This is a genomic window from Arsenophonus nasoniae DSM 15247 (assembly GCF_000429565.1).
Classification (GTDB): Bacteria; Pseudomonadota; Gammaproteobacteria; order Enterobacterales; family Enterobacteriaceae; genus Arsenophonus; species Arsenophonus nasoniae.
Genome location: NZ_AUCC01000023.1, coordinates 26,837 through 40,435 on the forward strand (window position 1 = coordinate 26,837; position 13,599 = coordinate 40,435).

At 36.4% G+C, this 13,599-nt stretch carries 16 protein-coding genes and 2 pseudogenes; 13 read left to right on the forward strand and 5 right to left on the reverse strand.

Annotated features, from left to right (window positions below; genetic code table 11):
• The first annotated feature begins 47 nt into the window (after positions 1–47).
• From rnd to G468_RS0107210, 3 genes are all read left to right on the forward strand, one after another.
• Positions 48–1,172, forward strand: a complete 1,125-nt coding sequence (gene rnd, locus G468_RS0107200; RefSeq protein WP_026822555.1) for a ribonuclease D — start codon at positions 48–50, stop codon at positions 1,170–1,172.
• A gap of 222 nt (positions 1,173–1,394) precedes the next feature.
• Complete coding sequence (locus tag G468_RS0107205) at positions 1,395–1,715, forward strand: hypothetical protein (protein ID WP_026822556.1); 321 nt, start codon at positions 1,395–1,397, stop codon at positions 1,713–1,715.
• Positions 1,706–2,320: a filamentous hemagglutinin N-terminal domain-containing protein gene (locus G468_RS0107210; protein WP_026822557.1), complete on the forward strand. Its 615-nt coding sequence runs from the start codon at positions 1,706–1,708 to the stop codon at positions 2,318–2,320. The genes G468_RS0107205 and G468_RS0107210 overlap by 10 nt, the downstream gene beginning before the upstream one ends.
• Before the next feature lie 299 nt (positions 2,321–2,619).
• Here G468_RS0107210 and minE read toward each other — a convergent pair whose 3' ends face one another.
• The 3 genes from minE to minC are packed head-to-tail and all read right to left on the reverse strand — an operon-like array spanning position 2,620 to position 4,411.
• The gene (minE, locus tag G468_RS0107220) at positions 2,620–2,886 is read right to left on the reverse strand and encodes a cell division topological specificity factor MinE (protein ID WP_026822558.1); all 267 of its coding nucleotides are present in this window, start codon (positions 2,884–2,886) and stop codon (positions 2,620–2,622) included.
• A 3-nt stretch (positions 2,887–2,889) separates the two neighbouring features.
• Positions 2,890–3,702, reverse strand: a complete 813-nt coding sequence (gene minD / locus G468_RS0107225) for a septum site-determining protein MinD (protein ID WP_026822559.1) — start codon at positions 3,700–3,702, stop codon at positions 2,890–2,892.
• Positions 3,703–3,724: 22 nt separating this feature from the next.
• Positions 3,725–4,411 (reverse strand): septum site-determining protein MinC, encoded by a 687-nt coding sequence (minC, locus tag G468_RS0107230; RefSeq protein ID WP_026822560.1) that lies wholly within the window; start codon positions 4,409–4,411, stop codon positions 3,725–3,727.
• Between the two features lie 134 nt (positions 4,412–4,545).
• Here minC and G468_RS0107235 point away from each other — a divergent pair, with 134 nt between their 5' ends.
• From G468_RS0107235 to G468_RS24450, 8 genes and pseudogenes are all read left to right on the forward strand, one after another.
• Entirely contained in the window at positions 4,546–4,848 is a 303-nt protein-coding gene (locus tag G468_RS0107235) for a YcgL domain-containing protein (protein WP_026822561.1), read from the forward strand.
• Positions 4,849–4,885: 37 nt separating this feature from the next.
• Positions 4,886–5,077 (forward strand): hypothetical protein, encoded by a 192-nt coding sequence (locus G468_RS24665; RefSeq protein WP_246067397.1) that lies wholly within the window; start codon positions 4,886–4,888, stop codon positions 5,075–5,077.
• A gap of 6 nt (positions 5,078–5,083) precedes the next feature.
• Positions 5,084–5,941, forward strand: coding sequence for a lytic murein transglycosylase (locus tag G468_RS20050; RefSeq protein WP_276324664.1), 858 nt, complete (start codon positions 5,084–5,086; stop codon positions 5,939–5,941).
• 47 nt (positions 5,942–5,988) lie between these two features.
• Positions 5,989–6,639 (forward strand): annotated as a pseudogene (locus G468_RS20055) (fumarylacetoacetate hydrolase family protein); the annotation flags it as partial.
• Positions 6,640–6,659: 20 nt separating this feature from the next.
• Positions 6,660–7,091, forward strand: coding sequence for a YcgN family cysteine cluster protein (locus G468_RS0107250; protein WP_026822562.1), 432 nt, complete (start codon positions 6,660–6,662; stop codon positions 7,089–7,091).
• Between the two features lie 13 nt (positions 7,092–7,104).
• Positions 7,105–7,449, forward strand: a complete 345-nt coding sequence (locus G468_RS20060; RefSeq protein ID WP_210409106.1) for a GNAT family N-acetyltransferase — start codon at positions 7,105–7,107, stop codon at positions 7,447–7,449.
• A gap of 325 nt (positions 7,450–7,774) precedes the next feature.
• Positions 7,775–8,551 (forward strand): MFS transporter, encoded by a 777-nt coding sequence (locus G468_RS24445; RefSeq protein ID WP_210409107.1) that lies wholly within the window; start codon positions 7,775–7,777, stop codon positions 8,549–8,551.
• Positions 8,538–9,113 (forward strand): MFS transporter, encoded by a 576-nt coding sequence (locus tag G468_RS24450; protein ID WP_210409108.1) that lies wholly within the window; start codon positions 8,538–8,540, stop codon positions 9,111–9,113. Before G468_RS24445 ends, G468_RS24450 begins: the two co-directional genes overlap by 14 nt.
• A gap of 71 nt (positions 9,114–9,184) precedes the next feature.
• Here the strand turns inward: G468_RS24450 and G468_RS0107265 are convergent, their stop codons facing one another.
• Complete coding sequence (locus G468_RS0107265) at positions 9,185–10,183, reverse strand: 2-hydroxyacid dehydrogenase (protein WP_026822563.1); 999 nt, start codon at positions 10,181–10,183, stop codon at positions 9,185–9,187.
• 220 nt (positions 10,184–10,403) lie between these two features.
• On the opposite strand from G468_RS0107265, the gene G468_RS0107270 reads away from it, so the two are divergent.
• Together G468_RS0107270 and G468_RS0107275 are read left to right on the forward strand one after the other, a co-directional pair.
• The gene (locus G468_RS0107270) at positions 10,404–13,025 is read left to right on the forward strand and encodes a YdbH family protein (RefSeq protein ID WP_026822564.1); all 2,622 of its coding nucleotides are present in this window, start codon (positions 10,404–10,406) and stop codon (positions 13,023–13,025) included.
• Entirely contained in the window at positions 13,025–13,219 is a 195-nt protein-coding gene (locus tag G468_RS0107275; RefSeq protein ID WP_026822565.1) for a YnbE family lipoprotein, read from the forward strand. Before G468_RS0107270 ends, G468_RS0107275 begins: the two co-directional genes overlap by 1 nt.
• Positions 13,220–13,458: 239 nt before the next feature.
• On the opposite strand, the pseudogene G468_RS25295 reads toward G468_RS0107275, so the two are convergent.
• Positions 13,459–13,599: pseudogene (locus G468_RS25295) on the reverse strand (IS91 family transposase); the annotation flags it as partial.

Consider the following 13,599-nt stretch of genomic DNA (forward strand, 5'->3'; position numbering starts at 1 on the left):
GAGCTAAACCGATGTTGTTAAAAATAAATCATAAAGAGAAAGACGTTTTGAATTATCACTTGATTACGACAGATGCTCAACTTAAAGAAGTTTGTCAAGCAGCATCTAAAGCTAGCAAAATAGCACTAGATACAGAATTTGTGCGGGTAAAAACTTATTATCCACAGCTTAGTCTCATTCAGTTATATGATGGTGAGCAACTTTCATTAATTGATCCTATTGCCATTACTAACATGGAGCCGTTTAAAAATTTATTAACCGATGGCAAAGTTACTAAAATCTTACATGCCGGTAGTGAGGATATAGAAGTATTTTTTCATCATTTAGCTTGTGTGCCACAACCGATGTTAGATACACAGATCATGGCAGCATTTGTTGGCCATCCAATTTCAAGCGGATTTGCTAGCTTAGTAAATAAGTATTTAACCATTGCATTAGATAAGAGTGAATCACGTACAGACTGGCTTGTTCGGCCGTTGAGTGATAAACAGTGTCAATATGCGGCCGCTGATGTGTTTTTTTTATTGCCTTTAGCTGAAAAACTACAACAGCTTGTTGATAAATTAGGCTATCTACCGGCTGTAACAGATGAATGCCAGCGTATTTTATTACGTCGGCAAGAGATATTAACCCCGGCAGAAGCATATAAAAGTATCAAAAATAGTTGGCAACTGCGGGCTCAACAGCTGGCTTGTCTTAAGCAATTAGCTGCCTGGCGTCTTAACCAGGCTCGTCGGCGTGATCTGGCGATCAATTTTGTTGTTAGAGAAGAGCATCTGTGGAAAATAGCGCGTTACTTACCTAACTCTTTAACGGAACTACAGACAATAGGGCTAACAGGACAAGAGATCCGATGCCATGGACAGGATTTATTGCAAATCGTTACCCAGTGTCATGCCCTTGAAGAAAAAGCGTGTCCACAGCCACTTTATCATCTTATCGATCACCCTAAATATCGAGAAGCTTTTATGGCAGTTAAAACATTAACCAAACAAATTAGTGAGCAACAAAAATTGAATACTGAGTTATTAGCCTCACGACGTCAAATTAATCAGTTATTGGCAATTCATTGGGGATTAAAAAAGAGCCATAATACACCCGATCTGCTTGCTGGATGGCGTGGTCAACTATTAACTAACCCTTTGAAACAATTATTAGCATTATATTGTTAACGTGTAGATATACATTGAAGAACAAATCGGTTAATTAGTCCGTAATAAATATTGAATTAAATTTGTATAAGATATCGTGTAATTAATTTAAACCGATATCTTGAAATATTAGAGATAAAATATCTTTCCTTTCTGTATTTCTCTTTCTATTAATTAAAATAAATTTTTATAAAAATATAAATAATATTATTTTATCATCACTATCTTAATGAAGAGGATGCAATGAAAAAAACATTAATATTTATAATAATGGTCATTATGGCTTTTGATATTTATGCAGATCAATTTTATCTTGTAAAATCAAAACTAGTAATTGAAGATAAAAAATCAAAAAATAATAATAAATACAGAAATGAGGGAACATATATAATTATTGATAAAAATAATATAAAAAATTCTACCGCCAATATTACAAAATATAAAGATTATAGTAAATTAAATAATTTATTACCTGATTGTGCTAATAAGCTAAAACCCGTTATTAATATTAATCCTGTTGATAATATAGGGGTATCACATATTTTTTTAACAAAATGGATATAGGTAAAAAGGGCATTTACTTCAATAATAATATTGAACATAGCGCTAAGCTAATTATTGCTGAAATTGCTAGTAAAGAAAAAACTCGGCTTTTTGGCGAATTAGCTATTTTAGGCTCAAAAGCTGCTATTATTATTGCAAACCCAGTAGGAATTAATTGTATAAGTTGTTCATTTTCCGGTACTGACCGTGTTACTCTTGCTGTAGGAAAAATTAATAGTGAGCAATATCAAAAAATAGGTGATATTAAATTAATTCAATCAATGAATAAATCAATGCGTTTTTCGGGAAATATTAATTTTAAAAATATTAAGGATGTTGAAGTATTAGCCTATAATAATATTATTAATGCTAATACGCAAATTAAAGCAAACAGCATAACTTATCGAACTGGTAGCATGCCATTTTTTATAAAATATGATCATATCAATAATAAAAATACACACAATAATTTAGCGTATTTCAAACCTTGGTTAGTTGATGATTTTGGTTATTCAAAATTTCAAGTAAAAAAAGGTAGCCAAATAAGTGCCAATGAAATAAATATTTATGTAACGGTTGGCTCATTTAGAAATGAAGGTGAGATAGATATTAATTCCTTATTTTAATGTTTATAAAATAAGACATATTGGCGAAGTCATTCATCGTATAACAAAAGATTATCAGTTTAATAATAAGGTAGTAAGTCAATCTGAGATTTTAAGGCAAGCCAAAAAAAAATTATGGCATCGTTAATAGAGGAAAAATAATGGCAGATGATTTTATTAACGGAAATTTTTTTACTAACGAAATGATAAACGCAGGTAGTGGAACGATAATAATCAAGTGAAAAGATATTTATTTTTAAATTATTATATTACATGCCCATCACTATTGATGGGCACTTTGGTGTTAAAAACTGGCAAATTTATTTTTTTTCGTCCATTTCCGGTAAAGTTACATTTAACTCTAAAACCGAGATATCATCATCTTTTTGTTCAAATTGTACCGTAAGCATTTCCGGATCAATTTGGACATATTTGCAGATTACCTTTAAAATATCACGTTTCATTGCGGGTAGGTAAGCCGGCCCACAGTCATTACGTCGGCGTTCGGCAACAATAATTTGTAGCCTTTCCTTGGCAATATTGGCCGTTGATTTTTTTTTCGACAGGAAAAAATCTAATAAGGCCATGTTTTATCCTCCAAACAAGCGCTTTAAGAAGCCTTTTTTTTCTTCTTCAATAAAACGAATAGGGCGATTTTTACCTAAAATTCGGTCAACGCAGTCACTGTATGCTTTACCTGCATCGGATTTAGGATCAAGAATAACAGGTTCTCCTTGGTTAGAAGAACGTAATACGGATTGATCTTCAGGGATCACACCAATAAGTGGGATACAGAGAATTTCAAGTACGTCTTCCATACTCAGCATATCACCATGGGTGACACGACCTGGATTATAACGGGTAAGCAAAAGTTGCTCCTTGATGGGTTCTTCGCCACTTTCTGCACGGCGTGATTTAGAAGCGATGATACCAAGAATGCGATCTGAATCACGAACAGAAGAGACTTCAGGGTTGGTGGTAATAATTGCTTCATCGGCGAAATAAAGTGCCATCAATGCACCACTTTCAATGCCTGCGGGCGAATCGCAGATAATGAATTCAAAATCTAATTTTTTCAGTCCATTTAGCACTTTTTCAACCCCTTCGCGTGTTAATGCATCTTTATCACGCGTTTGTGAAGCGGGAAGTATATGAAGATTTTCAGTCCGTTTATCTTTAATAAGTGCTTGATTGAGCGTAGCATCACCTTGGATCACGTTTACAAAATCATATACTACGCGGCGTTCGCATCCCATAATTAAATCGAGGTTACGCAGACCAATATCAAAATCGATCACAACGGTTTTTTTCCCTCTCTGGGCCAGGCCGGTAGCAATGGCTGCGCTGGATGTGGTTTTACCTACGCCACCTTTACCCGAGGTTATAACAATAATGCGTGCCATGGAGTCATTCCTGTAATAAGGTCTAAATGATATTATCAATCGTCAATTCATTATTTACCAAACAAAGTCTAGCTGCTTTCCCTATAAAATCAGCAGGAATTTGTTCACTTAACCAAAATTGGTCAGCAATAGAAACTAATTCAGCTTGTAAGTGGGTACAGTAAATTTGACAATTATTATCGCCAGATGCGCCGGCAAGAACTCTACCTCGCATCATTCCATAAATATGTATATTGCCATCAGCAATCAATTCAGCACCAGCACTAACATTAGCGTTAACAATCAAATCACAATTAGCGGCATATATGCGTTGCCCTGAACGAACGTGGGTGGTAATAATACGGGTCTTGCCATGTTCAGTGGGAGCTATATTGGCAGTTTTTTTATTTTGTGTTTTTTGATTTTGGCCTTCACTAAGTAAAGGTAGACCAATATCAGTAATCGCTTGGCGCAATTTGGTATTGGTACATCCACTGACACCAACTATCTTTAAACCTGCCTCACTAATAATTTTATAGCAAGATAAAATAGTATTTGCATTTAATAGACCAGTAACATTGAAAACAACAGGGGCATTTCTCAAAAACTCAGGCGCTTGGTCAATTTTTTCCTGAATTGCTTTTTTAATAGCCTCAGGATCTTCATCATGAATATGAAGAACGGTGAGAGTGAAGCTACTGCCTTTTAGTTCGATTGATGATTGTGCCATCTGAATTCGACTCAGCATATTGAACTGATCCATAGTGGAATTTTGGATGATGATATTAGGAAATACAATATTATGTTATAGTTACTTAGTTAGTCCGGCAAGTCAAACATGTTAATAAAAAAGAGCTAAATTGAATGTTTTGTGTAGTTTATTGTAGTGCAAAAAAAGAACAAACTTATCTTTTTGTAGAAAAAAAAGACAATTTTTCACGAGTTCCTAAACCATTATTAGAGCAATTTGGTACTCCCCGATTTGTCATGACCCTCTGTTTGACAGAACGCCAAAAATTAGCCAATGCTGATATTGACAGGGTTAAAAGGGAACTCATCGAGGTTGGTTATTATCTCCAGTTTCCGCCTCCAGTTGAAAATATGATGGAAGATTATGGCTACCTAATTGATAAATTGGAAACTCAACTACTGGCAGAGCAAAAATAAGATAATACTGAATTAAAAATTTTTGAGGATTATCTGTATGAGACTCAAACTTATTTATGTAGTTATTGGTAGTTTCTTATTGATAGGTGATTTGCTCATAGCAATGCTGCCTAAAGTGGTTTTATTAATATCAGTACCGCAAGTAATAGCTGCGCCATCCAGTGAAAAAAAACGTAGCCTGGCTCAATTTCCAGCTTATGTTGCCTATTTAAAGCAAATGGCAAGGTAGCGAGGCATAAGTGAAGCAACGATTGCAAGGGCTTTTGCCAATATTTATTTTGTTCAGCGAATAGTGGCCGCAGATCGTAGACAACCGGAAAGGCGTGCTAGCGTCAATTTAGAAAATTATTTACAAAAAGTTTTACCATCATCACGTATCAGCATGGCAGTACAGCAATACCATAATAATAAGCATCAATTGGATATAACGAGTAAGCGGTTTGGTATTCCAGTGCAATATATTGTTGCGCTTTGGGGATTAGAGAGTAAATTTGGTCAAATTCAAGGACAAGAAGATGTCATTTTCGCATTAGTAACGCTATCTTTTGATGGCCGTCGAGAACGTTTTTTTAGTAAACAACTGATGGCTGCACTGAAAATTATGGACAATGGGTATGTGCCGAAAAACCGTCGTTTAAAAGGTTCTTGGGCCGGTGCAATGGGACAAACGCAATTTATGCCTGCTTCTTTTCTACTATATGCTATAGATGGTAGTGGTAATGGTCAGATTGATATCTGGCACAACAAAGCAGATGTTTTTGCTTCAATTGCCAATTATCTTAAATATGAAGGCTGGCAAACCTATTTACCTTGGGGTACCCAGGTTAAGTTACCAGCAGGTTTCGATATTGGTTTGGCAGGGGTAAAGAAAAACGGTAAATCCATTGAGCAATGGAAAAAACTTGGCGTGGAAGTTCCTGTGATGGCTAATTTAGCGTCAACTACACCGACTTGGTTAATTATTCCAAAAGATCCACAAGGCAGGATCTATCTGGTGACAGATAATTTTCGTACTATCATGCATTGGAATCGCTCTTACTATTTTTCATTATCTGTTTGTTTAATGGCTGACGGTATTGCTCAACAAATATAATAAATTGAGTATAGCGAACAATAAATAGGAGTAAGTTTATGTATTAGCATCATGATTGGCAGGGAGCTTTACTTGATGTATCGGCTAATAAAGTGGTTTGTGTAGGTAGTAATTATGCTGAACATGTGCAAGAAATGAGCGGGAAGCAGCATAAAGAGCCGGTCATTTTTATTAAGCCGGAAACTGCGCTTTGTGATATCGCACAACCCATTTTGCTGCCAAAAGGGCTAGGGACGGTACATCATGAAATCGAGTTAGCCGTTTTGATTGGTACAACATTAAAGCAGGAAAATGATCTAGAGAGAATTAAAACAGCAATTAAAGGGTTTGCGGTAGCACTTGATTTGACCTTACGTGATTTACAGCAAACATTAAAAGCATCTGGCCAGCCATGGGAAAAATCTAAAGCCTTCGATGGCGCGTGTCCAATATCTGGATTTATTGCTGCTCATGAGTTTGATGACCCTCAAAAAGCGCGTTTAAGTTTATTGGTTAATAACCAAATACGGCAGGAAGGAAATACCGCTGATATGCTGACAGCCATATTACCTTTGATCAGTTATATATCGCGTTTTTTTACTTTACGCCCAGGTGATGTTATTTTAACTGGCACACCTAAAGGTGTTGGCCCATTAAAAGTTAATGACGAACTTACCCTTCATTTAAACGATCGTGTATTAAAAACACGTGTTATCTAATAAGAGGATTTTTATTTTATATGTCTCAACCTTTTTGGCAGCGCAAAACCTTAGAACAGATGAGCGATGAAGAGTGGGAATCATTATGTGACGGTTGTGGGCAATGCTGTATGCATAAATTACTGGATGCAGATACTGATGAAATTTATTTCACCAACGTGGCATGTGAACAATTAAATCTTAAAACCTGTCAGTGCAAACACTATGCAGAAAGATTTCGTTATGAACCCGATTGTATCAAACTAACACGGGATAATTTGGCTACCTTTCGTTGGTTACCGCTCACTTGTGCCTATCGTTTAATTGCTGAAGGAAAATCGTTGCCAGCCTGGCATCCATTAAAAACCGGTTCAAAATTAGCCATGCATCAGGCCAAAATATCCGTTCGGCATATTGCGGTTAGAGAAATTGAAGTGATGGATTGGGAAGAGCATATTATCAATACCCTTTGATGTTAGAGAAAAAATGACAAACCATAATTTAGAGCAATTTGTAAGATTAGCTAATGTTAATGATATTGCGTCACTTTTTGCTATTCGAACCAGTGTAAAAGAAAATCATCTTTCAAGAAAACAACTTACTGATAAAGGAATTACGCCTGACACATTACGCGATATTTTGCTGGCGGCTCCTTGTGCTTGGATTGCTGAAATGGCTGGCAATCCTATCGGCTTTTCTATGGCCGATAGGCAGCAAGGCAGTATTTTTGCTTTATTTGTTCGTCCTGAGTTTGCAGGGCAAGGTTTTGGTAAAACTTTATTGATCAAAGCGGAAACATTTCTTTTTCAACAACACAAAAAATTTGGTTAACGACTGATGCGGCAAGCCGTGCCTGTGGTTTTTATCAAAAACTGGGTTGGATGCCGGTTGAAAATTTACAAAATGGAGAAATACGGCTTGAAAAATTAATTCATTAATATTTTTTATTACATTATCTTATCAGCAACCTCACATTTCCACTCATTTTTGCCGTAAAAATAAGCCATTAATTATCAATGTCTAACTATTAGGGCAATCTAGGAATTAAAATATTACATTGCAAAAATCATTATCATTTTTAATGAGTTAGATCATCTTATGTTTATAGTAACGCGGTAAGATAATTTCATTATTAATTATGATAATAAGGAATGAAATGAAAAATCGTTGGGGTATTGCGCTTTCTGCTGTTGGTATTCATGCTTCTTTAGGTATTATTTATGCTTGGAGTGTATTTAAAGCCCCTTTCATGGATGAATTTGGTTGGAGTGAGTTTCAGGCTGGCATTCCTTTTGGTTTGTCGATTTTTTGTTTGGGCATTTCTGCCGCTATGATAGGACATGTTGTTGAGAAAAGAGGACCGCGTTTTTCCGGTTTAGTAGCATGTGTTTTATGGGCAATAGGTCAGGGTGGAATTAGTTTGGTAACCTCAGATTTTATTGCTGACAATACATTACGCATGTGGCTTGTTTATCTATTTTGCATTATTGGTGGAATAGGTTTAGGAACTGGTTATGTGACACCAGTAGCAACATTGATGAAATGGTTTCCAGATCGGCGAGGATTGGCAACGGGTTTAGCAATAATGGGATTCGGATTGGGTGCGTTCTTGGGGGCGCCAATTATGGCCATTATGATAAGTGGCGGGCAAATTATTTCAATTCTTAATTTTGACCTTATACTACCATTTACCATACCAACATTAGGTGTTTCAGCAACGTTCGCAGTGCTAGCCATTATTTGCGCGGTGGTTATGTTATTTTCTGCATTGTATCTAGAAGTACCTGCCAATGATGGCAAATTTTTGCAAACAGAATTAAAAATGGGTAAGCAACCTAAAAACAAATTACGTAATGGACTTTTTCCAATGATGGCCAATGAAGCGGTTAAAACATGGCCATTTTTACGGATTATGGTTAATGATGTTTATTAATATTCTGTGTGGTATCGCCTTAATTTCGGTGATATCCCCTATGACGCAGGAAATTACGGGAGTATCGGCAGTGGTTGCAGGTGGTATTGTTGGCATATTTGGATTGTTTAATGGTTTAGGACGAATTGGTTGGGCATATTTTTCGGATCTTATTGGTCGGCCTAGTACTTATATCCTATTTTTTATTGGTCAAATTATTGCTTTTTATTTTTTACCTGCAATAAACAGTATCGTAATATTTCAATGTATATTATATTTTATTGCCAGCTGTTACGGTGGTGGTTATGCTACGTTACCCGCCTATATTGGTGATTTATTTGGTACGCGACAAGTTAGTGCAATCCATGGTTATATCTTAACCTCTTGGGCGATTGCAGGTATAACCGGTTCTTCGTTGGCATCTTTGTTACATAGTAAAACGGGAAGTTATATAACAATGATGATGATTTTTGCGGTGATCATGTTTATCGGATTATTAGTTTCATGTTGTTTAAAAATATTTATAGTAAAAGCGCTAGCTAATAAAAAAAGTGCTAAACAAGTATCGCAAAATTTATGTTAAGAACTTATGCTGTTATTATCGGCAAATGAGTGCGATTAAGCCGTCATTTGCCAATAATCTACGGTAAAAAATTAAGCTTCAATTTTGTTAGCACACGGCTTTCCTTTCGCGATTTGTTTGATATTTTGTAGGGTTGTTTCGCTAATATTATTGAGTGCTTCTTCGGTTAAAAAAGCTTGGTGGCCAGTAAATAGAACATTGTTGCAGGCAGATAAACGACGAAAAACGTCATCCTGGATCACATCATTCGATTTATCTTCGAAAAATAGCTCACGTTCATTTTCGTATACATCCATACCTAAGGCGCCAACTTTTTGTTTTTTTAGCGCTTCTATAGCAGCATTAGAATCAATTAAACCGCCGCGGCTGGTATTAATCACCATAACCCCGTCTTTCATTTTATTGAAGGATTGTTCGTTAAGTAAATGATGATTTTCCTTTGTTAATGGACAATGAAGGCTAATAATATCTGAATGCTTTAATAAAGCATCTAAATCAACATATTTAGCACCAAGTTTTAATGCTGCCTCACTTGGATAGGGGTCATAGGCTAGTAATTTCATACCAAAACCCTTAAGAATACGTAATGTCGCTAAACCGATTTTACCTGTACCGATAATGCCAGCGGTACGATTATGCATGTTAAAACCGGTTAATCCTTCCAGTGAAAAATTGGCATCTCGAGTACGTTGGTAAGCACGGTGAATACGTCTATTTAGACAAAGCATCAAACCCACCGTATGTTCAGCAACAGCCTCGGGAGAATAGGCGGGTACGCGCACGACTTGAATAGCCAGTTTTTTTGCTGCCGCTAAATCGACGTTATTAAATCCGGCGCAACGTAAAGCTAAAATTTTGACTTCCAGCTTCGCCAGCTCTTTTAGGACTGCGCGACTGGCATCATCATTAACAAATATACAAACAGCATCAGCGCCAGCGGCATTTTTAGCGGTTTGTGGTGTGAGTGGAAAATCAAAGTACTCAATATCAAAATTAAAATTACCCTGTTTATTGATTTGATCGAAATGGATGCGGTCGTATTGTTTTGTACTATAAGAAACGACTTTCATTGCAGGCTCCAATATAAAATGAGTATCACTTTTGCACCTGTAGCGATAAATATGCTGGCTGTTAATAGAATGGCACAAATAGAGAATAATATGAATTGATGGATAAAAATTTGTTGATATTATGCTTAACGCAGGTGATCAAGTATCAATATGATGGATGAATATTAAAAATCCATTATTATGGTTTTAGTAAGCTTGAGCTAAACAAAGGAATAGTAGAATGCCTAAATTAATAAAATATATTATTTTGCTATTCATTACCTTACTTTTTATTACTCTTATCAGCTGGCTTTCAATACCTCATTGGCTACCTAGAGTCAGTCAACTATGGCTACCTAAAGGTGCAATACTGTCATTGTCTGTACCAAAAATCACAGGTAAAGGAATTGTGGTGGCCGATATTAAAGTCACATTAGGCAACTGTGAATGGATCAAGGTAAATCAATTAACCGCTTCTACTAGGGCTAAATGGCCAACAAAATGGATAATTCATACTCAATCTTTAGTGAGTGATAATAATTGCTTATCCCAGTTAAAAGATAATCAAACCGCTCCAGCTGAAATAGATATAAAACAGATCCTAACAGCAATTCCGGCATTAGAATTAACTATTGAGCAATTCGTTTTACAGCCTTGGCCATTTTTAGCTGGAAAACTTCAGTTACAAGTAAGCCCAAGTCATCGGTTAGATATCAATTATCAAGGTGAAAATATACAACTTGTCGCACGAACAACAGCGGCAGATTATTTCAATATAACGCATTTTTTTCTTCGATTGAATGGAGATACGGTTAATTTAACCGGTAATGTCGCGCTACCATTGAATGCAACATTAATACCAGAACATGGAAAAATTGACGCAACTTTAATCACTAATCACTACGCTAAACCGCTAGTTGGGCAGTTAAGTTGGTCAAATGGCTCAGGCACTTTGCAATTAACAGAACAACAGTCGCAAAGGCCATTGCTCGATCTGCCTTGGCAATTAGATGATCAGAATTTGACTATTAAGGAAGGAAAGTGGCGTTGGCAAAATGGTGATCAATTATTATCAGGAAAAATTGATTTTCAGCTAGCTAATTGGCGTGACAGTTTAACCAATATGCGTATTAGTGGTCGCGCTAATATGCTGACAACCGGGGGAAAAGGCAAAGCTAATTTAGTGCTTGTTGTTGAGCAGGGTAAATTAGATTGGCTAAATAGTCATATTCCATTTCATTTAATGGGACAGATTAAGATTAATGATCTGATTATTGATATGCGAGTACCAAGCTTAGTTTCTGGACCATTGCTCTCGCCGCGTATTACTTTTTTACCATCATCGTTAATCCGAATGTATGGCGAGATAAATAAAACATTAACTCTTAACGAACTACGTTTGCCACTAGCGGGTACTTATTTGACGGCGGAAGGCGTAACAGGTCGTTTGCAAGCAATTGCAACGACAACAGATAGTTATTGGGGTAAAGTAAAATTACATTTTGATGGTCAAGCCAATAATTTTAAACCAGACCAAGGTCAATGGCGATGGCATTATTGGGGAAATGCCCAATTGCATCCCCTTAAAGCTAATTGGGATCTTAGTGGTGATGGTTACTGGATTAACTCTTTACTGGTTGTAAACAGATTGAATACCGGATTTGATAAAATTCAGTATGGCACGCTCAATATGATTCAACCCCGTTTAACACTTTTAAAACCATTGAAATGGCAACGCGATGCTAAACAAGCTAACTTTGCCGGTGAACTTATTTTACATACTGATAGAATACAGTTTGGTAATGAGAGCTTTTTGCCTGCCTCAACAATCTCAGCTAAATTAATTGGCCACAATCCAGCTGATTTTCAATTAACCGGTGCACTCTCAGCACAACAAATCGGTCCGATTCCATTTTTTATTCGTTGGGATGGCGTGAGATTACGCGGAAATGCCCGTTGGCAAAAGCAGAGTGTCTTAGCTTTTCAATCTTTGATCCCGCCAGATTTGGCTATCACTTTGCGAGAAGGTAATTTTTATGCTCAAGCGGCGTTTTCGGTAGCACGAGGTCAAGGAGTGATTGCTGGTGGACATTGGTCGGTTGCTAATGCTGGATTATGGTTAAAAGAGGGGAGTATTAATGGGATTGATTTTATTTTACCGTGGCGTTTACAAAATAGTCGCTGGCAGTTGGGCACGAAATTGCCAGTAAAAATTAGGATCAAACAGATTAAGAGTCTGTTTGATATGCAAAATATAGCGGCCGATCTGTATGGTTATTATCCGGCAACGGCACAATTTCCCCTAGAGCTACGGCAAGTTAACATTGATCTGTTAGGCGGTGCTGTTCGATTGGCTAAGTTGCGTTGGCCACAAATAGCACCAGCCATACTGACTATTGATCGGATAGATTTAAGTCAACTATTAACTCGCCTTAGAACCTCTTCTCAGGTTGCGATGTCAGGAAAAATAAGTGGCCAATTACCTTTCTTTCTGGATAATCCCGATTGGATCGTGAAAGAAGGGTGGTTAGCAAATTCAGGCAATATTACTTTAAGATTAGGAAAAGAGTTAGTGGATTCTATCGGTGAAAATAATTTATCTGCTAGAGTTGCTATGGCATGGTTACGTTATTTGGAAATAAATCGAAGTCAAGCCAAAATTAGCCTGAGTAATCTGGGGGACATTAACATCAATGCTCAAATTTATGGCTTTAATCCTTTAGAGAGCAAAAATCGGCAAGTTCATTTAAATTATTGCCATCAAGAAAATATCTTTCAATTGTGGCGCAGTTTACAGTTTGGTAATAATTTGGGTGATTGGTTAGAAAAAAATATTTCGATCAAAAAAGGTGAAAACCAGTAATGAAAACGCAAATTTGGTATATGCTGATGTTGTCAGGAGCATTTTTATTAACAAGTTGTGTCCGGTTAGAGGTAGCAACACCGGATAAACCAATAAATATTAATATGAATGTCAAAATTGAACATGAAATTAAAATTAAAGTTGATCGTCAGGTTGAGGGATTACTAAAAAATAATAGCGATCTTTTTGGATAACAGATGATATGATGAAAAAATATATTTTACCTTTTTTATTGATATTAATGAGTGTGATTGTCAGTTTTTCCGCGCTAAGCTTGATGGTTAGGAATCTCAATCAATACAGTAAGGCATTAATGGAGGTGTTTTGAACTCAATATTTCTATTAAATTCAGACAGTTTTCTCGTTGATTAACCATGAGAACAGTAATTCGGTTAAATTATCATCTAAAAACCTAATAATAGGCACACTGCTCCTAGGCTGCGGTTTGTAACCATCGTTTTTTGACCATTTTATCCCGCCTTTCTGACAGTAAAGTGACGGCGTGTATTCCTTTTTCCGCACTCATAAACCGCAATCGGTTTCCACATAAAATACATTGGTACGGGTCAGTATT